Source organism: Centipeda felix (assembly GCF_900186465.1).
GTDB lineage: Bacteria > Bacillota > Negativicutes > Selenomonadales > Selenomonadaceae > Centipeda > Centipeda felix.
Genome location: NZ_LT891959.1, coordinates 399431 through 423428 on the forward strand (window position 1 = coordinate 399431; position 23998 = coordinate 423428).

The following is a 23998-nucleotide window of genomic DNA, read 5'->3' on the forward strand; positions in this document are numbered from 1 at the left end:
CTCCTACGAACGAAGTGCCAGATTGATCAGGAAGGCAATCGAGACGAGATACATGATCCAGCTGACCTTTTTATACTGCCCCGCACAGAGCTTCATGACCGTGTAGCTGATAAAGCCGAAGGCAAAGCCATTGGCGATACTCGACGTGAGCGGCATCATGATGATCGTAAGGAAGACGGGCAGAGCATTCGTGAAATCGGAGAAGTCAATCTTTCCGACCTCGGACATGAGCAGCGCTCCGACTAGGATGAGGGCAGGCGCGGTAGCAAATGCCGGCACGAGCCCGATCAGCGGCGTAAAGAGCAGCGCCGCCAGGAAGAGTACGCCCGCCGCAACGGCGGTCAGCCCCGTCCGTCCACCGGCGGCAATACCAGCCGCGCTCTCGATGTAGGAGGTGACCGTCGACGTACCGAATATGGCGGAGACCATCGTCCCGACTGCATCCGTGGTCAGTGCCTTGTCGATGTTCTCGATGTGTCCGTCGGGGCGCACCATCTTTGCCTTTGTCGTCAGACCGATCAATGTGCCCATATTATCGAATAGTTCCACCACGGTGAACGTGAAGATAATCGAAACGAGGCCGTAGTGCCATGCGCCTGCGAGATCGAGCTGCCCGAACGTCTCCCCCATGTGCGGGAGCGAGGTGCTCACGATATCCGTGATTCCCTTCGGTGCCGGCGTCATCCCGAGGATCATGGCGAGGATGGTCGTCACAAAGATGCCGATGAGGATCGAGCCATGCACGTTGCGCGCCATCAGCGCCGCCGTGAGGAGCAGACCGAAGAGAGAGAGTAGTGTCGTCGGCGCGGTGACGTGACCAAGGGAGACATAGGTCGCAGAGTTCTCGACGATCAGCCCCGTCCCCTTCAGCCCGATGAACGCAATAAAGAGTCCGATGCCCACGCTGATGGCGTATTTCAGGTCACGCGGGACAGCATTGATGATCGACTGTCGGATTCCGCTAACCGTCAAAATCAGGAAGAGTACGCCCGAGAAGAACACGGCACCGAGCGCTACAGTCCAGTGCAGTCCGAGAACGCCGCAGACATAGTAGGCAAAGAACGCATTCAGCCCCATGCCCGGTGCGAGCGCGACGGGATAGTTCGCAAAAATGCCCATGGCGAGCGACGCGAGTGCCGCGATCCAGATCGTCGAGGCAATCGCCGCCTCCTTCGGGATACCGGCGTCCGCAAGTATATTTGGATTGACAAAGAGAATATACGCCATGGCAATGAACGTCGTCATGCCCGCGAGTAATTCCGTGCGCACGGTCGAGCCCTTTTCCCGCACTTTAAAAAATCGTTCGGCAAAGGACGGCGGCGTGCTCTGCATCTTCATAGAAGCATCTCCTTAAATTAAAAAAACCCGACGCAGACCGGGTAATAAAAAATGGCGGAGTGGGAGAGATTCGAACTCTCGCAGCGGTTACCCACTCTAACGATTTAGCAAACCGTCCTCTTCAGCCTCTTGAGTACCACTCCATATTCACTTCACGCTTTCTCTGCGACAGGTGTTATATTAACAGATGGATTCACGCTTGTCAAGACAAAAATAAGGACTGCCATACAAAGCCGCAGGATTCCGTAGGCAGTCCATTATCATTTATCATTTTATGCTTTGATGTCGAGATTGCTTCCGACATGCTGTGGCGCACGCGGGCTGATTGCATAGGCCGCCTTTGCCTGCTCCATGCGCTGGCTCGTTGCCTGGGCGCCATACTGCTGTGCTTCACGAAGGGACTTCTGGAAGCGGCTCGTGCCCAGCATCGCAGGATCCATATTCTGCGCCGCCTGCTGCGTGGCGCGTGAAGTAACCTGCTCCGCCGTGCGGATAACCGTCCGCTGCGTCTGCTGGAACTCACTCGTCCCTGCCTTCGTGCCCGAACCGAACTTCGAGTCGCCTATAACCGCCTTGACCTCGTCCATCTTGGCCTGCGTCGCCTGGGCACCCATCTGCTGTGCCGAGCGGTTCGACTTCTGGAATGCACTCGTGCCCAGCATTGCAGGATCCATGTTCTGCGCAGCCTGATGTGTGGCGCGCGACGCGCTCTGCTCGCCCGTGCGGATGACGGTCCGCTGCGTTTGCTGGAACTCACTCGTCCCTGCCTTCGTGCTCGAACCGAACTTCGAGTCGCCTATAACCGCCTTAACCTCGTCCATCTTGGCCTGTGTCGCCCGACCACCAAGTTGATGGATTTCACGGTTTGACTGTTGGAAAAGACTTGAACCGAAGCCCCCTCCTATGGCTGATAGTGCCATATTGGATCCCTCCATTTCCTCTCTGCATCCCATATTCCCTTGGGATATTACGTCCCCATTATAAGCGACGGATACGCATTATGCAACAAGAAAAGGGCGGTACGATACCGATCTTTGGCCAACTGCCCTGTATTTCCGGTTACGTTGCTGAGGCTGTGACACGGCCGACGCGCACCACTTCAGAGATCTGCACCTTATGCGACTGTCCATTGACATCGGCGATAATGCTCGGTGCACCGTCTGTGATGCTGACCCCGATGACCTTGCCTTCAAAGTTCTGCTTCGTTACAGCACCATCTTTTCCCTTCGTCTCTGTAATCCACTGGATTGGCTGTCCAATCATCGAACTGAGCTGTCCGATCAATACCGAAGAATCGATATTGTCAACAATCTTGCTGACCTTCTCCAGCCCCTTGGAGACATTCGTCATCTGCTCGAGCGCGGAGAACTGTGCCAGCTGCGAGAGATACTCCGCATTGTCCTGCGGATTAAGCGGATCCTGATAGCGCATCTGCGTTACGAGCAGCTGCAGGAACGCATCCTTGCCGAGAGCGCTGTTGTCCTTCTTTCCGGCCTTTGCCTGGTTCTGGGCCGCCTCATAGTCGGAGACCTTCTGGATGACGCCGCCGACATTGATGGTATTCAGTGGGTTTGTACTTGCCACTTTTTTTCCTCCTTACATGGTCAGACGCGATAGTCCACACCGTCTGCCGTTACGCCGCCAACGCTTTCCTGTATCGATGCGGGGGTAACGCCATCATCGACGATTTCCCCGTCGAGATAGTCGTCGGCATCACCGCGTGCGTAGACCTGTGTCTCACTGTGCCCTGCCTGATGCTGCTGCCATGCTTCCTGCCCTTGTCCCTGGGGCATCTGCCCATCGGCAAGTCCCGTATAGACGCCGACGCGATCCACCTTGATCCCCTGCGTGTTCAGCTCCTGCCGCAGCTGGACGAGCGAGTTCTCGATCACGCTGCGCACGTGGGCGTTGTCGCTGTGGAAGGACGCCTGTACCGCACCGTCCGAGCCGACGGCAACACGCAGTGTCAGCTCGCCGAGATGCTCCGGCTTCAGGCGAATGATCATCTGCGTGTCGTTCAGGGTACGCAGAAGCCGTGCCTGCTCGACAATCTGACGCGGAATCTCGTAGTCGGTCTGCGGGCGCTGCGGCACTTCTGCGGCGGGTGCTGCCTGCTCCGTCTGGACGGGAGGCGTCCCCGTCTGCACAGAGGCCAGCTGAACGGGCGTCTCCGCCGTGCGCACTGTCGTCTCAAAGGAGACGTTCTCATGCGTCGGTGCTGGCTGGGGGATGCCGCTCTGCATCGGCTGCTGGTTCTGCTCCGCGTTTTCTCCGCTCATGTCACGCTGCATTGCATCGTGGCGCATCGTACGCTGTGCGAGAACATCGAGCGGGCTCGGTGCAGGCTGCGTTTCCTCGGTAAGATGCTCACCGACCAGCGCCGCCGCACTCTTCTCCCGCGGCAGAGTCTGTTGCTCCTGCATCGCGGAAACGGCCGCTGCCTGTACCGCGGGCTGCTGCACAACCGTCGGCTGCTCCGCAGGTGCTGCGGGAACGGGGTCCTCCTGCACGACGAGCTGCGATACAGGGGTCTCATCCGTCACCGCGGCCGGTACCGTCGCTGCATCCTCCGCAGACGGCAATGCTGCTGCCTGAAGTGCCGCACGCAGCTGTGCGGGCATCGCCGCATCGAGCGCTGCGAGACGCGCCGCCGCAGCGGCAGGTGCATCCGTCTGTGCCAGCATGACAGCGGTATTCGCCGTCTCCTGCGTCAGCGGTTCACCGGCTAGGGCGCGGAGAAGCGCGTTTCCCTTCTCATCGGTCTGCGGCATCTGCTGCAGCAGATGCTCGACCGCCGTCTGCAGCTTCGTATCACGCAGCTGCTCAGCGGTCAGCCCATAGCGTTCGAGAATATCCGCCAGAGCCGGCGGCAACTCCCCCTCCGCCGGGGTGCTCTCCACGGGAACCTGCTCCACATCTGCCGGCAGGAGTGCTGTGAGCACGGTTGCCGCCACTGCGGAGGCTATGGCTGTGTCCTCGGCGGACACGTCCTTCAAGGCGTCGCTTTGCCCTTTTGCCGCAGGCATGGACGCTGTTTTTTTCACATCCTGTGCGTTCTGCGCCATCCCGTCCGTCCCCGTCGCCGCAGGCTTATCCTGTACGGCAGACAGCGAGGAATCACCGGTCTGGATCTTGGTCGCATCTGCACTCATACCCTTTTTCTGCAGTGCGCCCATCGTATCGCTGAACGTATTCTTCCCTGAGGTTGTCTGCGTACGACTGCCCGCCGCTGCGCTGCGCGCTCCCTGCACGCCCGCTGCCGTCGATGCGCCGTCCGTGGTCGATACCGCCATAAGATTTCCGGCATTCATCTACACATCACCTCTTCAATCTCTTTATCGTGGAAATCTTATCTTTTCTTAAATATTTTTTGGCATCGCACACTTTAAGGCATCGCCAATCGTCTCTGCACCGAAGAGTTCCATCCCTGCGAACTTGCCTTTTAGCTGACGGTAGTTCTTCATGGGGATCACGGCGGCGTGAAAACCAAGCCGCTGCGCCTCGATGATTCTCTGCTCCGCCTGTGAGACGGCGCGCACCTCCCCTGAAAGCCCCACCTCGCCGCAGACGACCATCTGCGGGCGCGGCAGACGTCCTGCAAAGCTCGATGCCATGGCAACACAGAGGGCAAGATCCGCCGCCGGCTCATCGAGACGGATACCGCCCGCGACTTTCACATAGACGTCCGCGGCGCCGATCGACAGACGTACGCGCTTTTCGAGGACGGCGAGCAGCAGCTGGATCCGCTTGACATCCACGGAGTCCGCCGTACGACGCGGCGGCTGATAGGGTGTCGGGGCGACCAGCGCCTGCACCTCGACGAGCAGAGGACGCGTCCCCTCCACCGTCGGCACAATGACCGAGCCGCTCTCGGGGGCGCGCTCGGAGAGAAACAGCTTCGACGCATCGGGGACATCGACCAGTCCGACATCCCGCATTTCAAAGAGCCCCAGCTCGTTCGTGCTGCCAAAGCGATTTTTTACGGCGCGCAGTACGCGATACTCCGCATTTCGCTCTCCCTCAAAATAGAGCACCGTATCGACGATATGCTCGAGGACACGCGGGCCCGCCAGGCTTCCCTCCTTCGTTACATGGCCGATGACAAAGACGGCAATCCCCGCCGTCTTTGCGACGCGCATCAGCTCCATGGCGCACTCGCGCACCTGCGAGACGCTGCCGGGCGCACTCTCGATGTCGGGACGGTACATCGTCTGGATGGAGTCGATGATAAAGAGCGCGGGCTTAACATTTTCTACGTGTGCGCAGATTGCATCAAGATTCGTCTCGCTGACGACGAGCAGCTCATCGGCAACGGCCTGCAGACGATCGGCACGCATGCGGATCTGCCGTGCGCTTTCCTCGCCCGTCACGTAGAGGACACGGCGTCCTGCCCGCGCTATATCCGCCGATGCGCGCAGGGTAAGGCTCGATTTCCCGACGCCGGGATCACCGACGACGAGCACCATCGCTCCCGGTATCACACCGCCGCCGAGAACGCGGTCGAGCTCCCCAGAGCCCGTCGAAAAGCGCGGCAGATCCTCTGCGCGGATCTCCGCAATCGGCTGCGGCGGCTCACCTGACGAGGCGGTACCGCGCCGCTCCTCCGCCGGCGGAGCAACGACCTCCTCCACCATCGTATTCCATGCGCCGCAGCCCGGACATTTTCCCATCCATCGCGTATTGTCGTAGCCGCAGTTCTGACAAACGTACATCGTCTTTTTCTTCTTTGCCATAAGATCTCCATCGAAAGAACACGAAAAAGGGACTGTTCCCCCCATCGCTCGCTATGCTCGCCACTTTTCCCGCAAGCGGGGGAAGCTACATGGCGTTATCCCAGCCTTCCCCGTTATCACGGGGAGCGGTCAACGTCAGCCAATCACACATCGCTGTCGCTCGTGTTCTTGGGACGTTTTCCCATACGACCTGTTACCCAATCAGCTTCGTCTTGTGGACTTGCTTCTTGGACAGGTCAGCAAGGGGGACCGCGCAAGCGGTGGAAGGGGCACAAAGACGGGGCTGTTGCACGAAGTCCCTCGCTTCGTGCAACAGCCCCCATTCACCGCAGTAAAATCATTCGCCGCACTGACCGTGCGAGCCAGAACAGCGACCATGCGAAGTTGACGAGAAAGTCCCCCCAACATCCCATCCGCGAGTGCGGCGCAAGTACGTTGCGTCCCTCACGTTTCATGGCATGGTTCCTTCTTATTATTCTTCTTCGTCCGTCGATTGTGCGTCTTGTCCTTCTTCACGAAGTCCAATCCATCACCGAGCTTTCGCACGGAGATGACATCCCCCGCCGCAAAGTCACGGGCGAGCAAACGCTCTGCCAGTGCATCTTCGAGGTTCTTCTGGATGGCGCGCCGCAGCGGACGCGCGCCGAACTTGACATCCGTCCCCTTTGTGATGAGTACGCGCTTCGCCGACGGGCTGACCTCCATGTTGATCTCCTGCTCCGCAAGACGCAGCTTCACATCGCGTAGGAGAATGTCCACAATCTTCGTCAGTTCCGGCTCACCGAGCGCATTGAATACAATCATATCGTCCACGCGATTGAGGAACTCGGGGCGGAAGATCTGTCGCACCTCATCGAGGACGCGCTTTTTCGCCTGCTCCTCGTCAGATCCTGCCGTCCCGCCGACGGCAAAGCCGATGGTGCCGCGGGTCGAGCGCAGATGATCTGCCCCCGCATTCGAGGTCATGATGATGATGGTATTGCGGAAATCCGTAACGCGCCCCTGTCCGTCCGTCAGGCGGCCGTCCTCCAGTACCTGCAGCAGCATGTGGAAGACATCGGGGTGAGCTTTCTCCACCTCATCGAAGAGAATGATGGAAAAAGGCTTGCGCCGCACGGCGTCGGTCAGCTGGCCGCCCTCCTCGTAGCCGACATAGCCCGGAGGCGCGCCGACCAGACGTGCCGTCGTATGCTTTTCCATGTATTCAGACATATCGAAGCGGATGATCGCATCCTCGGTGCCGAACACCGACTCAGCGAGTGCCCGCGCCAGTTCCGTCTTGCCGACGCCCGTCGCCCCGAGGAAGAGGAACGAGCCGATCGGACGACGCGGATCCTTGACACCGGCACGCGCGCGGCGGACAGCACGCGCCACGGCATGCACCGCTTCGTCCTGCCCGATAACGCGGCGGCCGATCTGCGACTCAAGTGCCAACAGGCGGTCGGATTCCTTGACCGCGATGCGCTGCACGGGAATGCCCGTCCACTGAGCCACCACAGCCGCAATATCGTCCTCCGTCACGCGGATCTCCATGCGTGCATCCTCGCCCTTGCGGGATGCATCGAGCTTCGCGCGCAGATCCTTCTCGCGGTCGCGCAGGTGCGCTGCCGCCTCATAGTCCTGCTTACTGACAGCGGCATCCTTCTCCTTGACCACCCCTGCGATCTCACGGCGCAGGCCGACCAGACGATCCGTCCCGCCCGCACTCTTCATGCGCACATGGGAGGATGCCTCATCCATCAGATCAATCGCCTTGTCCGGCAGGAAGCGATCCGTCAGGTACCGCTTCGAGAGTCGCACGGCCGCCGTAATCGCCGTATCCTCGATGCGCGCATGATGAAACTCCTCATAGCGACTGCGCAGACCGAAGAGAATCTGCTCCGCATCCGCAGCATCCGGCTCATCGACCGTCACCGACTGAAACCGCCGTGCGAGCGCGCTGTCTTTCGCAAAGTACTTCTTGTACTCGCTGAGCGTCGTTGCCCCGATAATCTGCATCTGACCGCGCGCAAGAGCGGGCTTCAGGATGTTTGCCGCATCGAGTGCGCCCTCGGCACCGCCCGCACGGATGAGCGTGTGAATCTCATCGATGAAGAGAATGATGTTCTTCGCCTTGATGACATCATCCACCACATTTTTCAGACGCTCCTCAAACTCACCGCGGTACTTCGTACCCGCGACGAGTGCCGTCATCGACAGCGTCACAATGTGCTTGTCCTCAAGCAGAAAGGGCACCTCTCCGGCGGCAATGCGCCGTGCCAGTCCCTCGGCGATGGCCGTCTTGCCGACCCCCGCCTCACCGAGCAGGAGCGGATTGTTTTTCGTCCGCCGTGCCAGAACCTGAATCACGCGATCAATCTCCGCCGTACGGCCAATCACGGGGTCAAGACTTCCTGCCCCGGCCGCTGCGGTCAGATCCGTGCCAAACTTTTTCAGTGAGGCGGGCAGCCCCTTGCGCGTGTCCTTGCCGCTCTTGCGGCGCGCGAATTTCTCTTTGACCTCGTCCTCCGTGTCGTCCATCTTGGCACTCACCTCGCTCTGCAGAGCCTCGATATCGACGTCGAGATCCTCCAGTGTACGGACAGCCGTCCCCTCACCTTCGGAGAGCAGACTGAGCAAAATATGCTCCGTTGTCACGAAGGAGCGCGCTTCACGCGCCGTATCAATCGCCCCCTGCATGACGCGCTGTGCGCGCCGCGTGTAGTAGGGCGTCTCCTCTGGGGTCAGGACGTCTTGAAAACCGTCCCCCTCCCGAATCACCTGCTCTGCGCTGTCGTAGTCCACGCCGAATTTATCCAGCGTCTCGGCGGCAATCGTATCGCGCATGTGCAGAATACCGAGCAGCAGCTGGCCGGTACCGATATACCCCTTGCCGCGCCGCTGTGCAATATACTGCGAAAACTCCACGGCCTTAATCGCCGTCTGCGTAAAAAATTGACGGTAGTTCAAGCTGTTCCCCTCCTTACCCCTGTGTTCTGTATCGATCTAAAATCGCGCGTACACGCGCTGCGCGCATGCCAGCGATCTCCCCCGCGGACTGTTCCGCCCCGCCTGCCATATACCGAAGATAGGCATCGCGCGCCGCAACCATGATCTCACCGTAGCAGTCCCCCGACACCCCGGTGATGATCCCACGGTCTATACCATAACGCACACGCGAGAGCAGGTCAAGTGTTTCCTCCTCTGTCAGTGACCTTGCATACGAAAGAATTCCGAATGCACGCCAAACGCCGTCCTCAACACTGTCCTTTCCGACGTAGGAAAGTGCCTTGCGTGCACGCCGCTCATGTGCGGTGATCTCTCCCACGGCAGCGCGCAGGTTCTCGATGATCTCTGCCTCTGCATAACCAAGCGTGAGCTGATTGGAAATTTTATAGAGATGCGCGCCCTCACCGCCCCCATAAAGTGGCTGAACGGCAAGGCCGAGCTGTGGAAACGAATGACTGATGTTCTCGATGTTGCGCGTGTAGACCAGCCCCGGCAGATGAACGACGACCGAGGCGCGCAGTCCCGTGCCGAGGTTCGTCGGCTGCGCCGTCAGATAGCCCATGCGCTCATCAAAGGCAAGATCCAGCTTCGCCTCAATAAAGTCGTCCACCTTCGCCGCCGTGCGAAATGCCTGCGCAACGGACAGACCGGGCGTCATCACCTGTATCTTGAGATGATCGTCCTCATTGATGAGAATACTGATCCCCAGATCGGCACTGATGTAGGCTGCGCGCTGCGGCTGCCCCGCAGCGAACTTCTCACTGATGAGCCGCTTCTCGATCAGCACCGCCCGCTCCACATCCGTCAGCGCATCGACAGCGATGCGTTCAAACGGCTGCCCGAACGCCGTGCTGATATCCGCCAACGCCTCATCCAGGATGCGCCGTATCTCCGCCAGCTGAGCCTCGTCGGCACGCCCCGGAAACGGCAGGCGCAGGAGGTTGCGGGCAAGGCGTACGCGGCTCGAGAGCACGACATCGGCATCCTGTCCCCCCGCAGCAAACCACGGAAGCCGCTCCGCGCGCAGGAGATCCTCAAGCGCCATGACTGCTCTCCTCCATTCGCTGCTCCAGCGAGCGAATCCGGTCGCGCAGCTCTGCCGCCTTTTCATACTCCTCATGGGCGACGGCTTCCTTCAGGCGCGTGCGGAGCTGCTCCGCCTCACGGCGCAGCATGATCCCACTGCCTGAGCGGCGCGGAATCTTTCCGCGGTGAATGCTCGCTCCGTGGATGCGCCGCAGGAGCGGCGCGAGCTCATGATGAAACGTCTCATAGCAGACCGAGCAGCCGATCTGCCCCGTCTTCGAGAGATCGTCAAAGTGCATCCCGCAGTTCGGACAGGTAATGCGCGGTGCATCCTCTTCCTCTGCGTTCTCCTCCTGATTGCTGCCAAACAGTCCCTTCAGGAAGTCATCCGCCGAAACATTCTCCTGCTGCGCACGAAGGATCGACGCACCGTAGCGCGCGGCGCAGCTCATACATATATTCTTTTCACTCTTGCCGCCCGGCCCGATCTGCACGATGTGCACAATCGCCTCGTTGCGGCCGCATTCCTCACAGATCATCAATGTGTCCTTCCCAATGTTCTCCGCAGTCTTCTATCTATGTTATCGAACGGCTACGTAAATTTCTCCAGTGTCAAAAACATCGTCTTTAACATTTGGACGCGCTCCTTCGCATCGAGTGACTCCGCATGAAAGAGCCCTGTTACCATCTGCAGCATCAATGCTGCCTCGCGCGTCTCAATCATCCCATGCTGCATGAGATAGCGCAGCATGGACTGTACGGACTCGCAGTCCGTATTCTCGTCGATCTTCGACATCATATCGCGGTAGACCAGATCACGCAGCGGCACCTGCACAATGCGGATGAATCCGCCCAGGCCGCGCCGTGACTCCACCACGAAGCCCTTATCCTGCGTAAACCGCGTTGAGAGCACATAGCTGATCTGAGACGGTGCACACGAAATCTCATCGGCAATATCCGTCCTGCGCAGCTCGACCTTCCCGTCCTGACGGGCGGCCAGCTGGCGCAGGATATAGGATTCTATCATATCGGCAATGTTGCTCATCATACCACCTTCTTTGTGTTCTTTGCATATTTGATATTATTATATTTGACTTTTTGATTTTTGTCAAATATATCTCAAGGAATCGCTGATAAAATGAATTCCGTCGGATTGGTGCAGATTTTTTGTCCTGTCTAGGAGACAAACCGGACGCATAGCAGAAGCTATGTGGAGGATTCTCGGGCACAGACAGGGCGAAAAAGATGTACTAAGACGGCGATGCTGAATTTATCAGTGTTTCCTTAAAAACACGAATACCGCAGGGCGTCAGCGTTGACGCCCTGCGGCATTCACATTTCTCTCTCGATCAGTTTTTACAGGTGGAACTTCTGCACCTCGTTCTGGAGTTCCTGTGCAAGCGTCGCAAGCGTATTGCTTGCATCTGCCATCTCGTGCATCGCAGCAGCCTGCTCCTCCGCAGCTGCCGAGATGGTCTGCGTATCATCCGCTGCCTTGCGCGAGATGTCCTCGACGCGCTTCAGAGATTCGATCATGTCATCCCTTGCCTTACTGACAACACCAACAGCGTCCGAAGCAAGGCAAATATTCCTGCCAAGTTCCGTGAAATTCTCCGCCACAGTACGGAACGCCTCACCCGAGGACGCGACGACAGAGGCCCCCTCATCGACGTTCTCATTCCCTTGACGGATGGCGGCAACAGCATCTGCTGTATCCTTCTGAATGAGGCGAATGAGGTCGGCAATGTTCTTTGCCGACTCGCCCGACTGCTCCGCGAGCTTGCGGACTTCCTCTGCGACAACAGCGAATCCGCGTCCTGCCTCACCGGCGCGTGCCGCCTCGATGGCTGCATTGAGCGCGAGAAGATTCGTCTGTTCAGAGATGCCTGAAATGGTGTCAACGATCGATCCGATCTCATCGGAGCGCTTGCCAAGGGCCTCAACAAGCCCTGCTGCTGCACTGACCTGCTCGGCGATGCCCTGAATCCGATTCACAGCATCGTTCACCTGGTTCTGCCCGTTTGCCGTACTCTCCTGCCCATTCTGTGAGAGCTTGTAGACACTGTCCGTCTGCTCAGCGAGCTGATTCATTTTATCCGACATTTCATCGGCATTAGCAGCGAGGCGATCGATCATATCTGTCTGTTCTGCCGCCCCCTCTGCAAGCGAGGTGGTGTTCTGTGCGACATGCGTAATGGATTCGAGGGTCTCCTGTGTGCTCGCCGTCAGCTGCTCCGATGACGCCGCAACAGTCTCTGCCGAGCGGGAGACATTCGACATGACTTCACGCAATCGGTTCTTCATCGCATTGGCGCTGTGTGCGAGTATACCAAGCTCATCCGCACGGGATTCGTCCAGATCGGCGACACGAAGATCCCCCTTCGCAATCTGGCTGAGCCCTTCAGTGAGCTCCTCAATGGGCTTCAGTGATCTGCCGATTGCCACATAGGAGAGCACACTCAAGATGAGAATGACGAGGATGGAGGCGACGACCGTAACCGTGAGAAACTGATGGCGCACATCATCCATCACATACGAGCCGATGCCGACGAAGAGCATTCCGATCGCCTGACCGCTCGCATTCCGCAGAGGTACGTACGCCCCCAGATAGTCGACGCCGTCGATCGTCACCAGACCGCTGTGTTCCTTATTCCCTTTAATGACAATATCGACAACCTCTGCACTCGCCTTTGTGCCGACGTTGCGTTCGCCGTTCGCCTTCCTGAGATTCGTTGAAACACGGACATCCTCTGCAAAGAAGGTGACGTAGCCCTGACAGATCTCGCCGAGTTTGTCGGCAACCTCCTGATTGTCGCCGAAATGGTGATCGCCCTTATAGAGCTTTCCGTCCTGCAGCGACCAATCCCCCGGGTAGCGGACATCCATGTTTTCAAAGATCAGCTTGACATTTGATACTGCCTGTGTCTGCAGGGCAGAGTTAAAGCCGCTGTTGGCACTCTCCCATCCGATCAGTGCCATGCAGACACAGATCAGCACCACACACAGATCAAAAAACAAGACAGATTTGGTTCTAAGTCCCATTTCGAATACTTCCCCCTTAAGATGGAATGATGCAGCATTCTCCGGTCAGAGCACCGAAGCCGTCGATTTCCATATCAGCTCCCATGGCCGACATAGTAAGTTAAGTATAGTATATCCATATTTCATACTGCTGTAAAGATGTTTATTTTTATTCTTATGGAATTGCAGATCGAAACTCCGTCTCTGGATTGACGCGATTTTTTTGATTGAAGCGAAAGGTATGTGATTCGTCAATTTTATTGAAGCAATCGTAAAGGAATAGGAGAAAAGAGGTCGTCACGAGCTGAATCCCCCCACATATTTCACAACACAAAAAAACTGCACGAGCGGATGTCGTGCAGCAAAGAACACTCAATATCGCCGCAAAAACTCACGGCCAAAGACGGTGACGGTGTAGTAAAAACCGATGAGGAACGGCAGATACTCGGCGATGAGCCGCCAACAGACGGCAACGATGCCGACCGTTCCCGCAGGGACGACGGAGGAAAAGAGGAGGACGAATCCGCCCTCTGCGATGCCCGAGCCGCCCGGCGTCGGACTGAAGTAGAGGAGCATATTGAGAAAGATCATGCGCCCCATGACAGTGTACCAATCGGCATTCGTGACGCCGAGCCCCAGCAAGAGACATGGCACGACGGCGTAGATGCACAGGAGATTCAGTCCTGACTCGGCGAATACCACGAGCATCTGGTGCGGCGCGTCGAGCAGGAGAGAAATCGCGCTTTTCGTGTCGCGATAGAAGGCAAAGAGCTTGCGCCGGCGATGGTCGCGCAGACGGCGTGCAAGGCGTACGACGAGATAGTCCAGATAGCCGCGCCGTGCGCCGACGACGATGAGGATGATGCCGACAAACGCGGTGAGGGTAATCACCATGAGAACATCATTTGATATCCCCGGGACAATACCCTCATCGTGCAGGAAGATCAGCGGCATGCAGAGTGCCAGAAAGAAAATCGAGAGCAGCGTGCGTACGATGACGAGCACGGCCGCCTTTCCCGTGGGCACGCCCGCATGGCGCAGGAACATGACCTGCGCCACGGCGCCCCCCGTCGCACCGGGCGTCAGAAGCGCGAGAAAATAGTTGCCGAAGATCACCTGCACCGCCTGATAGAGCGTAATCCGTTCGTTTGAGATGCGGACGAGGTGCATCAGGCGGCTGCCGTCAAAGAACATGCCGAGCGCGATGGCGCAGAGCGCGAGGGCGAGCGACCACGGCTGGAATTGGTTCAGATTCTGCAGCGTATTGATGTCCACCGTCGTGTAGATGACGGCGGTGGAGATGCCGACAACGAGAATGAAAAGGAGGAGAAAGCGTCGTATGAATTTGCGCATCGTCTGCCTCTCCTCCCCTTTCTTCTAATCCAAATGCTCTTCATGTGCCGCAAAGGCATTGTGGCTGTGGATGGACTCCTCGTTCTCACAGGCGAGAGAGAAATACGCAAGCCCCGGCAGCTGCCGCAGCGCAAGAACCGTATCGCGCAGAATATCCTCGACGAATTTCGGATGCTCGTACGCTTCCTCTGTGACGTATTTCTCATCGGCACGCTTCAGCAGCGGATAGATTGGCGCAGAGCCCTGCTGTTCGAGAAGCGATGCCAGATCCTCGATGTAGATGCACGGCACGCCCGCATGGAAGCGAAGCCGCACGCGTGCCCGCGAGCGCTGATTGTGTGCCCCATAGGAGGAGATCTCCTTGCTGCACGGGCAGAGCGAGGTGAACGGCATGGACAGTCCCAGCTCAAACTCCATCGGCATCCCGCGCCTTTTGCGCCCCGTAAAGGACGCATCGACACCGAGGAGGGAGGTGCGTCCGCTGACGGGTGCTCTCTTTTCGAGGAAGTAGGTAAATGCGAGCCGCACCTCTGCCGCCTCGGCGTGGAGGCGATCGAGTGCCTCCGTGAGCATCGCATCCATCTCCTCCTCGGCGAGAGGCTTCTCACGCCACGGAAGCAGGATCTCAAGGAAACGGCTCATGTGCGTCCCCTTGAACTCCATCGGCAGGGAGACGGTGAAGGTAATCGTTGCCAGCACCTGCTGATAGCCGCCCGCCTGTTTTTTTATGAGAAAGGGAAGGCGCACGTCCTTGACCCCGACGCGCTGAATGGCGATGCCGCGCCCGTCCTCCCTGCTCTGTACGTCCTGCATCAGTTCTTCCCCGCAGCATACGGAATGGGGTCGTGCAGGCCTGCCTCAGCAAAGCCGCGCAGCCGCAGAAGGCAGCTGTCACAGACGCCGCACGCCGTATCTCCCCCCCGATAGCAGCTCGTCGTCAGGGCGTAGGGCGCGTCGAGTTCATCGCCGCGGCGGATGATCTCCCCCTTGGAGAGATGCTGGAGCGGTGTCTCGATGACGATGCGCCGTCCGTCCTCTGCCGATGCCGCCGTCGCCGCATCGGCCGCGCGCTGAAACGCCGCAATAAATGCGGGACGGCAGTCGGGATAGCCCGAGTAGTCCACAGAGTTCACGCCGATGTAGACGTGCGTGGCACCGACGCGCTCCGCATAGCCGACGGCATAGCTGAGGAAGATGAGGTTGCGGGCGGGCACGTACGTAACGGGTATGTCTGTCCGCTCCGCGTTGCCCTGAGGGACATCAATGGCACTGTCGGTCAGCGCCGAACCGCCGATGGCGTCCATATTCGTTTCGATGATGAGATGCTCTGCCACATGGTAGTGAGCGGCAATGCTCTTTGCCGCATCCATCTCACGACTGTGGCGCTGATGGTAGTTAAAGCTGATCGGATAGAGCTCCTGTCCCGCCGCATGGGCGATCGCCATGCAGGTGCAGCTGTCCAGTCCGCCCGAGAGCAGAATGACCGCGCGTTCTCCCATACTGTCCTCCCCTCTCTCAATCAGCCGCGCAGCGACGCGATGGCGGCAGATACATCTGCCGCACCGTAGATATACGATCCGGCGACGAGCACATTCGCTCCCGCAGAGCGGACGGACTCCGCCGTCTCTGCATTGATGCCGCCGTCGACCTCGATGTCGACATCCAGCTCATTCCCCTCAATCGTATGGTAGAGGGCATGGATCTTCCCGAGCGTGTTCTCGATGAACTTTTGTCCGCCAAAGCCGGGATTCACCGTCATGAGCAGCACCATGTCGACATCGTCGATCAGCTCCTCGAGCGTGTAGATGGAGGTGCCGGGATTCAGCGCGATGCCCGCACGACAGCCCGCCGCCTTGATCTGCTGGATGACGCGGTGCGCGTGACGCGTCGCCTCGACATGAAAGGTAATGATGTCCGCCCCCGCGCGCGCAAAGCTCTCGATGTGCGTCTCGGGGTGCTCGACCATCAGATGCACGTCAAAGACCGCCTTGGACACCTTGCGCAGGCTCTCGACCACACATGCACCCATCGTGATATTCGGCACAAACGTCCCGTCCATCACATCGATGTGGATGTACTCCGCCCCCGCCTCCTCGACGCGGCGCACCTCTGCCCCGAGATTCGCAAAATCCGCCGAGAGGATGGACGGCGCAACAATCGTTGGACGCTCAACGTGGATATGCTCCTCTTCCTCCATGATCTCTTCTTCGTATTCGTGTTCATGTGCCATGAATCTGTCTCCTATTTTCTAGCCGACCGAATTTCTTTGAGCAATGCGACGTAGGCATCGTACCGCTCACACGCGAGCCGCCCCTCCTCTGCCGCCGCCTTGACGGCACAGTCCGGCTCATGACTGTGGCTGCACGGCGTAAAGCGGCATCCCAGAAAATGCAGGAACTCAGGAAAGCAGTCCGCGAGGTCGTCCGCTGCGACACCCGTCAGTTCCTGCTGCGTAAAGCCCGGCGTATCGACGACATAGCCGCCCACAAAGGGAAGGAGTTCGGCGCGGCGCGTCGTATGCCGCCCGCGTCCGATTTTCTCACTGACCGCACCCACCGCCAGACCGAGGGACGAATCCATCGCATTGAGCAGGGAGGATTTTCCTGCGCCCGACGGCCCCGCAAAGACGGTGATCTCACCGCTCAGTCTTTCCCGCAGTGCCGCAATGCCCGTCCCCTCCGCTGCCGAAACAGGAAGGACAGGATACCCCGCCGCCTCGTACGGTGCACAGAGCTGCGCTGCTGCCTCCCCGTCGATCAGGTCGATCTTATTGATGCAGAGCACGATGCTTCGTATGCCGCTGTGCTCGGCGAGCACGAGAAAGCGGCTGACGACGAGCGGATGCGGGTCGGGTGACGCCGCCGCCACAGTGATGACGATCTGCGTGAGGTTCGCCACGCGCGGGCGCGCGAGGAGGGACGTACGCGGCTCCGCCCCCTCGATCACGCCTTCACCATCTGTGCCGCACACTACGCGCACAACATCGCCGGGAAGCAGTGCATCCCGCCCGCGCATGCTCTTGCCGCGCAGCTTACAGAGCATCTCCGTACCATCCACAGAGACGTGGACGACACTGTTGTAGACCTTCAGAATCCGTCCGTACTGATGCACAGCCGCCTCCCTACTCCGTCTTTTCCGTCTGGATGCGTCGTCCCGCAGGGTCTTTATCGCCCTTCTTCGGTTCGCTGTTTTTCCCGCTGCTCTTCGTCTCAGCGCCCTTGCCGCTTGAAACGGTCAGGCGCACGGCTGTACCGGCCTCTGTCTCGGCCCCCGCCGCAGGCGACTGACGGATGACCGTTCCCTCTGCCTGCGTGCTCGTTTCCTCCGACGTGCCGCCGATCTTCAGGCCGCTGCCCTCCAGCATCGCGCGTGCGCGGTCGAGCGGGACGCCCTGCACATCGGGAACAGCGACCTTCTTGACCTTCTGCCCCTTGCTGACGGTGATATCAACACTCTGCCCCTTGCTGATGCGCGACCCGCTGCGCGGATCCTGCGAAATGACTGTACCGCTGTCCTCATCCGAATACGTCTCGTATGCCGAGCCGAGGCGCAGCCCCATCTTTTCGAGCTTGCTGATGGCGTCTTCCTTTTTCAGTCCGCGCAGGTTCGGCATCTCAATCTCTTCGCCGCCCTTGCTGACATAGATGGTGACTGTGCGCTCTTCCTTGACCGTCATGCCCGCCTCGGGTGTCTGTGAAACGACGATGCCGACGGGCACAGACGCATCATAGGTCTCCGCCACGGTGACACGCAGATGCTGATCCTCGAGGATCTGACGTGCGAGCGTCAGCTGTTTTCCCGTCACATCGGGCACAGTGACCTCGACTGAGCTCCAGAACTTGCCGAAGCTGAGGAAAAAGCCGGTGAAAAAGCCCAAGAGAAGAACGAGGACAATGCCGAACTTAAACTTCTTTTTCTGATAGAACGGCCGCTCATTCACCGGTACGGATTCCGTATTCTCCTCCACCGGCACGGCGGCGTGAATCTCCTGTGCCTCCTGCGGGCTGAGGACGCGCGTCGCATCCGGATCAAAGGCGGGGACGGCGGTCGTCTGATCGCCGCGCAGCAGCTGCTCCGTATGGGCGATATCCGCCGCAAGGGTGCTGCTGTCCGGCCGCTGTGCGGGATCCTTCGCCATCATGCGTGCCACGAGCGCCTCAACGACGGGGGGGATGCCGGGCACGAGGCGGCGAAGCGGCTGCGGCTCCTCCTCAAGATGTTTGCGCGCAATGCTCACCGCCGTATTGCCGTCAAAGGGAATATGCCCAGAGAGCATCTCATAGAGGACAACGCCGAGGGAGTACACATCGGACTTCGGCGTGATGATCGTGCCGCGTGCCTGCTCCGGGGAGAAGTAGTGCACTGAGCCCATGATGTTGTCGTTGTAGGTCATGGTGGACTCGGTGACCGCGCGCGCAATGCCGAAATCCGCCACCTTGACATTTCCGTCGGGCATGACGAGGATGTTGTGCGGCTTGATGTCGCAGTGCACGAGATTGTTCGCGTGCGCCTGTGCCAGTGCACCGGCAATCTGTTTTGCTATATGGAGTGCCTGTGCCACAGGCAGCGCGCCCTCTTCCTTGATGCGTTCCTTCAGCGTACGCCCCGGCACATATTCCATGACGATGTAGTGACGCCCTTCGGCGACGCCGACATCGTAGACATTGACGATGTTGGGATGCGTAATGCGCGCGGCAGCCTTTGCCTCGCGCTGGAAGCGTCCGATGAACTCCGTGTCGTGCTCATACTGCTGGTGCAGAATCTTTACGGCAACCGTGCGCTCCAGGAGCTGATCTTTCGCCCGATAGACATCTGCCATGCCGCCGCTGCCTACGAGCATCTCCAGTGCGTAGCGTCCATCCAAGACACGCTCGACCATGTTTGTTCCTCCTATCGCCTCTGCCTGTAGGGGAGGCTCGATTCATGAGGGTGTCAGCCCTCGAAATATGTACGTATGATCTGACGGGCGATGCCCGCTGCGGCTCTGCCGCCAAAGCCGCCCTCCTCCACGAGGACGGAGAGGACGATCTTGCGTCCGCCGCGCTCGGCCGACCCGATGAACCATGCATGATCCGTACCGGTGGCGTTCTCCGCCGTACCGGTCTTGCCCGTCACACGCACGCCCGCGACATCCGCCGCCGTACCCGTTCCGGAAGCGACAACCCCCGCCATGTCCCCGTCGATGATGCCCGCACGCTCGGGTGTCGTCGCCGTCCGCCATACCTTCGGGCTGGATGTCTCAAGTGCGATTCCACCCGTCGTCAGGACGGCATCCACGAGGTAGGGCTGCATGATGCGCCCGCCGTTTGCGAACGCATCGGCAACGAGTGCCATCTGCAGCGGCGTGACGAGCAGCTGCCCCTGCCCGAAGCCGAGCTGAGCGATCTCCCCATCACTCAGCCCGCGCAGGGAGGGAACGTGTGCTGCCGCCATGGAAACCTCCGGCGCGCTCAGCTCTGCCCCGATCCCGAAGCGGTCAAAGGCATCGCCGAGCCCCTTGTCCCCCATGCGCATGGCGAGGGTCGCAAAGGTGATGTTGCACGATTCGCGCAGGGCATCTGCCAGACGCAGCCGCCCGTGTACCTCGCCGTGCGGCTCATGCAGGACATAGTCTCTGCCGATCGCGAGCTCACCCGTGCAGTCGAAGATCTCGTCCGTCGTCGTGACGCCCGTGGCGAGTGCCGCATCGGCGACCAATGTCTTGAAGGTCGAGCCGGGCGGGTAAAGCCCCTGCGCGGCACGGTTGAGGAGCGGGCTGTCCGCACGCGACGAGAGCGTATCCCACGAGCGCTCGGTCACGGACGGGTCAAAGGACGGCGTACTCACCATCGCTAGGAGAGCCCCCGTCTCCGCATCCATTACGACGACGGCACCACGGTGCTCGCCGAGGGCACGGTATGCGGTCTGTGAGAGCTCCGCATCGACGGTGAGGCGGACATCATAGCCCGCATCGGCGCGGAGCAGGGTGCGCAGCGGCCCCATGCCCGCGACATCGTTCGTCACACCGCTGAGCGGTGTCCCCTCCGTCTGTTCGATGCCCGTCGCCCCATGGCGATCCGTGCGGTACCCCGTCACGGGGGCGAGCACAGCGCCATAGGGATAGGAGCGGTTTCCTGCGGCATCGCTCTCCGCGAGAACGCGCCCCGTATGATCGAGGATGCGCCCGCGCCGTATATCCTCCTCCATGAGGGCAGAGCGCATATTGAGCGGATGCGCAGCGAGCGACGCGCCGTCCCACACGGAAATCTTGACCAGATAGAGGATCTGGACGGCGATGAGGACGAGGAGGCAGGCTGCCGCCGCGGCGATATGGCGGCGCATTTTTCCATCCGTCATGATGCCGCCTCCTTGCGTGGGGCAGAGAGCGCAGTCAGAATCCCGAGGAAGACAAAACTCGCCGCCATCGAGCTGCCCCCGTAGCTGACAAACGGCAGGGTAATGCCCGTCAGGGGCAGGAGCTTCGTGACGCCCGCCACGATGATGAACGCCTGCAGCAGGAGCGCGACCGCAGCCCCCGCAGCGAGCAGCGTCTCCTCCATTCGCGCCTGCCGCAGCGCGATCTGAATGCCGCGCCAAAAGAGCAGCGCATACGCCATGAGGACAAAAACAGCACCGATCAGCCCAAATTCCTCGGCAATCGCCGAAAAGATAAAATCGGTGTGCACCTCAGGGATGAGCCCGGGATGTCCTTCGGAGAGCCCTGTCCCCCAGACGCCGCCGCTGCCGATGGCAAAGAGCGACTGGACGATCTGATACGACATCCCGTTGGGATCTGCCCACGGGTGCATCCAGATATCAAAGCGCACGCGCACGTGCCCAAAAAGCATATAGCTGAGTGCCGCCGCAGCCAGAATGAACACGCCGGCGAGGAACACATACGACTTGCGCCCCGTCCCCATATAGGTCATGACCACCGCCATGCCGAAGAAGAAGAGCGCCGCGCCGAGGTCATGTGCAATGACAAACATCAGCACCGAGAGCCCCCATAGTGCCACGAGCGGCGCGATAAAGCGCACGGGCGGCAGATGAAGAAAGGCAACGCGGCGCGCCGGCAGGGTCAGCACGGCATGATGATCGGCAAGATACGCCGCGAGGAAGAATACAAGAAGGATTTTTCCAAACTCCGAGGGCTGCACAGAGAATGCGCCGAATGCCAGCCAGTTCTTATTGCCGCCAATGGAGACGCCAAAGAGCAGCGGCAGAAGCAAAACGATGGTCGTCGCTGCACCGAGCACATAGGGGTAGGCGAGCATCCGACGCAGCCGCGCCCAAAAGAGGAGCACCAGCATCCACGCGGCGGTGCCGACACATGCCCAGCGCAGCTGTGCGGCAAAGAGATCGGGCTTCAGCCGCGCCACCTCGATGAGCCCCACAGCGAGAAGTGTGTAGGCAAGGGCAAGCGGTACCGTGTCCAGATGACGCCGCGCCGCCAAGATGTACCCCGCCGCACCGCAGAGAACGAGGAAGCCGAGATCGGGCAGATAGGGCAGATCCCGCTGCCAGTCAAAATGCCACCCCGGCTGTCCCGCCCCATGCTTCAGCAGGAGAACACCGAGCCCGCAGAGGAGGATGCCCAGCGGGGCGAGTCTCATCTTGAGCATCATGACGGATCACAGGCGATGACAATCGCCGTCACATTGTCCGTCCCGCCCGCATCGAGGGCACGCTCCACCATCTGCCGCGCTGCATCGTCGGGATTACCGCCGAGCAGCGCACACAGATCCGCATCCTCCACCATATTGGTCAGACCGTCCGTGGCGAGGAGGAAGCGGTCTCCTGCCATCACGGGGAACGTATCTCCATCCACGTGCAGGCGCTCCTCGACCCCGACGGCACGCAGCAGATAGTTCTTGCGCGGATGATGCTGCGCCTCCGCCTCGCTCAGTTCCCCACGGGCAACCAATTCCTCCACGTAGGAGTGGTCGCGCGAAATCCTGCGCAGCGCCCCGCCGCGCAGGAGATAGAGACGGCTGTCACCGACGTGTGCATAGCACGCCGTCTGCGCCTCCTCGTCGATATGGAGCACCGTCGCCGTCGAGCCCATCCCCTCATAGGAGGAGTTCTTGGCGGCCGCATCCAGCACCTGCTGATTGGCTCGCAGGACGGCACTCTTGAGCGCTGCCGTGTCAATGGGCTCTCCGGCATTTGCCATATCATGCACAGCGGCGACGACGATGCGGCTTGCCACCTCGCCTGCCGCGTGTCCGCCGAGCCCATCCGCCACGACGTAGACAGCGGGCGAAAAGACGCCGCAGCTGTCCTCGTTCGATGTGCGCACGCGTCCGATGTCCGATGCGCTTGAAACCTCGATCATGTATTTACCTCTCAAACCGCAGCGACACAGCACCGATGCGCAGGACATCACCCGCGCGCAGATAGGCGCGCCCGCTGAGCTGACCGTCGTTCAGATACGTGTGATTCCGACTGCCGAGATCCTCTGCGATATACGCGTTCTCGCGCTGATAAATCAGGACATGATGATGCGAGACGAAGCTGTCGTCAAGAACGATGTCATTGTCCGGACTGCGCCCGATGGACAGCTCATGCCCCACGGGATAACGCCGCCCCTCCAGCCCCTCGTCGGCAAGCACGACAAGTGCCGCCGCCCCGGCGGTCTGCGCCGGCGTGTGCGATGCGCGTATATCGGCACGCAGCGCCGTGAACATCTGCCGCCCAAGATGCAGGACGGCATAGGCGAGCCAGAGCAGCGCACCGTATTCTAGGACAACGCGCAGTGCTTTCAGAACCAGTGCCGGCATCAGCGCACCTCATAGCGGAGCGCCGTCGTCCCGAGGCGGATCTCATCTCCATTCCTCAGGCACTGCATCTCTCTCCGCTCTCCGTTGATAAATGTACCGTTGCGGCTCTGCGCATCGTAGAGCACATGCCGATGCCGCTCGTAGGAAACCCACGCATGCACGCGGGAAATATTGCTGTCCGTCAAGATGAACTCATTGCGCGGCATCCGCCCCATATAGATCTTGCGCTCGCCGAGCGGCATCACAACGCCCTCATCCGCCCCGCTGAGTACCGTGAGCTCCGCGAGCTCATGCTCGGGCGGCAGATCGAGACAACGTCCGTCGCGCAGGGATGGCCGCTCAAGCACGATGGTCTGCGCGAGCGTGTCATGCGGAACGGCGTCGCTCGGCTCCGGTACGTGATCCTGCTGCATCCGCCCCACCAGACGATATGAACCCGCGCGCAGGGACGCGTCAACGTCAAACGAAATGCTGAGCCGCCCTTCCATATAGAGATCCTCACGGATGATACAGCGCTTGAGTGCCGTTCCCAGCTCATCCACCACACGGTGGGAACAGAGCCGCTGATAGTCCTCCGTCCCGAGAGAGATGATATACGCATTGGCAAGAGAGGCGCTGTTCTGGCGCTTCGCCTCTTTTTCCAGCCCCTTGATCAGTTCCACGGGTTCCAGATGACTGCTGAACTTGCGGTTAAAAAAACCTTCGATGTGATCCCCCAGAAACGATTCCACGCGATCCATCATCGTGCATCGCTCTCCTTTGGTCGCAAAGCACAGGAAA

General features: G+C 59.8%; 22 protein-coding genes and 1 tRNA gene. All 23 read right to left on the reverse strand.

Annotation, left to right across the window (positions count from 1 at the left end):
• Nucleotides 1-3: 3 nt before the first annotated feature.
• Nucleotides 4-1338 (reverse strand): NCS2 family permease, encoded by a 1335-nt coding sequence (locus C1713_RS09285; protein WP_102493730.1) that lies wholly within the window; start codon nucleotides 1336-1338, stop codon nucleotides 4-6.
• Nucleotides 1339-1390: 52 nt separating this feature from the next.
• Nucleotides 1391-1481, reverse strand: a tRNA-Ser gene (locus tag C1713_RS09290).
• Between the two features lie 129 nt (nucleotides 1482-1610).
• Nucleotides 1611-2258, reverse strand: a complete 648-nt coding sequence (locus tag C1713_RS09295) for a hypothetical protein (RefSeq protein ID WP_245871087.1) — start codon at nucleotides 2256-2258, stop codon at nucleotides 1611-1613.
• Nucleotides 2259-2397: 139 nt separating this feature from the next.
• The gene (locus tag C1713_RS09300; protein ID WP_009442705.1) at nucleotides 2398-2922 is read right to left on the reverse strand and encodes a flagellar hook assembly protein FlgD; all 525 of its coding nucleotides are present in this window, start codon (nucleotides 2920-2922) and stop codon (nucleotides 2398-2400) included.
• A gap of 20 nt (nucleotides 2923-2942) precedes the next feature.
• Nucleotides 2943-4649, reverse strand: a complete 1707-nt coding sequence (locus tag C1713_RS09305) for a flagellar hook-length control protein FliK (protein WP_102493731.1) — start codon at nucleotides 4647-4649, stop codon at nucleotides 2943-2945.
• Between the two features lie 48 nt (nucleotides 4650-4697).
• Nucleotides 4698-6071 (reverse strand): DNA repair protein RadA, encoded by a 1374-nt coding sequence (radA, locus tag C1713_RS09310; protein WP_061943873.1) that lies wholly within the window; start codon nucleotides 6069-6071, stop codon nucleotides 4698-4700.
• 323 nt (nucleotides 6072-6394) lie between these two features.
• On the reverse strand, nucleotides 6395-6526 hold the full coding sequence (locus tag C1713_RS12585) for a hypothetical protein (RefSeq protein WP_009442708.1): 132 nt from the start codon (nucleotides 6524-6526) through the stop codon (nucleotides 6395-6397).
• On the reverse strand, nucleotides 6516-9020 hold the full coding sequence (locus C1713_RS09315; protein ID WP_061943876.1) for an ATP-dependent Clp protease ATP-binding subunit: 2505 nt from the start codon (nucleotides 9018-9020) through the stop codon (nucleotides 6516-6518). The genes C1713_RS12585 and C1713_RS09315 overlap by 11 nt, the downstream gene beginning before the upstream one ends.
• 13 nt (nucleotides 9021-9033) lie before the next feature.
• On the reverse strand, nucleotides 9034-10104 hold the full coding sequence (locus C1713_RS09320) for an ATP--guanido phosphotransferase (RefSeq protein ID WP_102493732.1): 1071 nt from the start codon (nucleotides 10102-10104) through the stop codon (nucleotides 9034-9036).
• A complete protein-coding gene (locus C1713_RS09325; protein WP_009442711.1) occupies nucleotides 10094-10624 on the reverse strand; it encodes a UvrB/UvrC motif-containing protein in 531 nt (176 codons plus the stop codon). Before C1713_RS09325 ends, C1713_RS09320 begins: the two co-directional genes overlap by 11 nt.
• A gap of 53 nt (nucleotides 10625-10677) precedes the next feature.
• Nucleotides 10678-11130, reverse strand: a complete 453-nt coding sequence (locus tag C1713_RS09330) for a CtsR family transcriptional regulator (protein ID WP_102493733.1) — start codon at nucleotides 11128-11130, stop codon at nucleotides 10678-10680.
• A 311-nt stretch (nucleotides 11131-11441) separates the two neighbouring features.
• Nucleotides 11442-13103, reverse strand: a complete 1662-nt coding sequence (locus C1713_RS09340; RefSeq protein WP_245871090.1) for a methyl-accepting chemotaxis protein — start codon at nucleotides 13101-13103, stop codon at nucleotides 11442-11444.
• 375 nt (nucleotides 13104-13478) lie between these two features.
• A complete protein-coding gene (locus C1713_RS09345) occupies nucleotides 13479-14459 on the reverse strand; it encodes a lysylphosphatidylglycerol synthase transmembrane domain-containing protein (RefSeq protein WP_102493735.1) in 981 nt (326 codons plus the stop codon).
• Nucleotides 14460-14483: 24 nt separating this feature from the next.
• Complete coding sequence (gene folE2 / locus C1713_RS09350) at nucleotides 14484-15272, reverse strand: GTP cyclohydrolase FolE2 (RefSeq protein ID WP_102493736.1); 789 nt, start codon at nucleotides 15270-15272, stop codon at nucleotides 14484-14486.
• Nucleotides 15272-15958 (reverse strand): 7-cyano-7-deazaguanine synthase QueC, encoded by a 687-nt coding sequence (queC, locus tag C1713_RS09355; protein WP_102493737.1) that lies wholly within the window; start codon nucleotides 15956-15958, stop codon nucleotides 15272-15274. The genes folE2 and queC overlap by 1 nt, the downstream gene beginning before the upstream one ends.
• Before the next feature lie 20 nt (nucleotides 15959-15978).
• Entirely contained in the window at nucleotides 15979-16689 is a 711-nt protein-coding gene (gene rpe, locus C1713_RS09360) for a ribulose-phosphate 3-epimerase (RefSeq protein WP_102493738.1), read from the reverse strand.
• A gap of 11 nt (nucleotides 16690-16700) precedes the next feature.
• The gene (gene rsgA, locus C1713_RS09365; protein WP_102493739.1) at nucleotides 16701-17570 is read right to left on the reverse strand and encodes a ribosome small subunit-dependent GTPase A; all 870 of its coding nucleotides are present in this window, start codon (nucleotides 17568-17570) and stop codon (nucleotides 16701-16703) included.
• Nucleotides 17571-17580: 10 nt separating this feature from the next.
• The gene (pknB, locus tag C1713_RS09370) at nucleotides 17581-19338 is read right to left on the reverse strand and encodes a Stk1 family PASTA domain-containing Ser/Thr kinase (RefSeq protein ID WP_102493740.1); all 1758 of its coding nucleotides are present in this window, start codon (nucleotides 19336-19338) and stop codon (nucleotides 17581-17583) included.
• Between the two features lie 53 nt (nucleotides 19339-19391).
• The gene (locus C1713_RS09375; protein WP_102493741.1) at nucleotides 19392-20795 is read right to left on the reverse strand and encodes a peptidoglycan D,D-transpeptidase FtsI family protein; all 1404 of its coding nucleotides are present in this window, start codon (nucleotides 20793-20795) and stop codon (nucleotides 19392-19394) included.
• Nucleotides 20792-22063: an FtsW/RodA/SpoVE family cell cycle protein gene (locus C1713_RS09380; RefSeq protein WP_102493742.1), complete on the reverse strand. Its 1272-nt coding sequence runs from the start codon at nucleotides 22061-22063 to the stop codon at nucleotides 20792-20794. The genes C1713_RS09375 and C1713_RS09380 overlap by 4 nt, the downstream gene beginning before the upstream one ends.
• Complete coding sequence (locus C1713_RS09385; RefSeq protein WP_102493743.1) at nucleotides 22060-22773, reverse strand: Stp1/IreP family PP2C-type Ser/Thr phosphatase; 714 nt, start codon at nucleotides 22771-22773, stop codon at nucleotides 22060-22062. The genes C1713_RS09380 and C1713_RS09385 overlap by 4 nt, the downstream gene beginning before the upstream one ends.
• A gap of 4 nt (nucleotides 22774-22777) precedes the next feature.
• Complete coding sequence (locus tag C1713_RS09390) at nucleotides 22778-23218, reverse strand: FHA domain-containing protein (protein ID WP_102493744.1); 441 nt, start codon at nucleotides 23216-23218, stop codon at nucleotides 22778-22780.
• The gene (locus C1713_RS09395; RefSeq protein ID WP_039981583.1) at nucleotides 23218-23961 is read right to left on the reverse strand and encodes an FhaA domain-containing protein; all 744 of its coding nucleotides are present in this window, start codon (nucleotides 23959-23961) and stop codon (nucleotides 23218-23220) included. Before C1713_RS09395 ends, C1713_RS09390 begins: the two co-directional genes overlap by 1 nt.
• Between the last annotated feature and the right edge of the window lie 37 nt (nucleotides 23962-23998).

Excerpts from the sequence above, each read along its gene's own strand:
- C1713_RS09285 (WP_102493730.1), bottom strand. The coding sequence starts at position 1,338 with ATGAAGATGCAGAGCACGCCGCCGTCCTTTGCCGAACGATTTTTTAAA.
- C1713_RS09295 (WP_245871087.1), bottom strand. The coding sequence starts at position 2,258 with ATGGCACTATCAGCCATAGGAGGGGGCTTCGGTTCAAGTCTTTTCCAA.
- C1713_RS09305 (WP_102493731.1), bottom strand. The coding sequence starts at position 4,649 with ATGAATGCCGGAAATCTTATGGCGGTATCGACCACGGACGGCGCATCG.
- radA (WP_061943873.1), bottom strand. The coding sequence starts at position 6,071 with ATGGCAAAGAAGAAAAAGACGATGTACGTTTGTCAGAACTGCGGCTAC.
- C1713_RS12585 (WP_009442708.1), bottom strand. The coding sequence starts at position 6,526 with ATGAAACGTGAGGGACGCAACGTACTTGCGCCGCACTCGCGGATGGGA.
- C1713_RS09320 (WP_102493732.1), bottom strand. The coding sequence starts at position 10,104 with ATGGCGCTTGAGGATCTCCTGCGCGCGGAGCGGCTTCCGTGGTTTGCT.
- C1713_RS09325 (WP_009442711.1), bottom strand. The coding sequence starts at position 10,624 with ATGATCTGTGAGGAATGCGGCCGCAACGAGGCGATTGTGCACATCGTG.
- C1713_RS09330 (WP_102493733.1), bottom strand. The coding sequence starts at position 11,130 with ATGAGCAACATTGCCGATATGATAGAATCCTATATCCTGCGCCAGCTG.
- C1713_RS09345 (WP_102493735.1), bottom strand. The coding sequence starts at position 14,459 with ATGCGCAAATTCATACGACGCTTTCTCCTCCTTTTCATTCTCGTTGTC.
- folE2 (WP_102493736.1), bottom strand. The coding sequence starts at position 15,272 with ATGCAGGACGTACAGAGCAGGGAGGACGGGCGCGGCATCGCCATTCAG.
- queC (WP_102493737.1), bottom strand. The coding sequence starts at position 15,958 with ATGGGAGAACGCGCGGTCATTCTGCTCTCGGGCGGACTGGACAGCTGC.
- rpe (WP_102493738.1), bottom strand. The coding sequence starts at position 16,689 with ATGGCACATGAACACGAATACGAAGAAGAGATCATGGAGGAAGAGGAG.
- pknB (WP_102493740.1), bottom strand. The coding sequence starts at position 19,338 with ATGGTCGAGCGTGTCTTGGATGGACGCTACGCACTGGAGATGCTCGTA.
- C1713_RS09375 (WP_102493741.1), bottom strand. The coding sequence starts at position 20,795 with ATGACGGATGGAAAAATGCGCCGCCATATCGCCGCGGCGGCAGCCTGC.
- C1713_RS09380 (WP_102493742.1), bottom strand. The coding sequence starts at position 22,063 with ATGATGCTCAAGATGAGACTCGCCCCGCTGGGCATCCTCCTCTGCGGG.
- C1713_RS09385 (WP_102493743.1), bottom strand. The coding sequence starts at position 22,773 with ATGATCGAGGTTTCAAGCGCATCGGACATCGGACGCGTGCGCACATCG.
- C1713_RS09390 (WP_102493744.1), bottom strand. The coding sequence starts at position 23,218 with ATGCCGGCACTGGTTCTGAAAGCACTGCGCGTTGTCCTAGAATACGGT.
- C1713_RS09395 (WP_039981583.1), bottom strand. The coding sequence starts at position 23,961 with ATGATGGATCGCGTGGAATCGTTTCTGGGGGATCACATCGAAGGTTTT.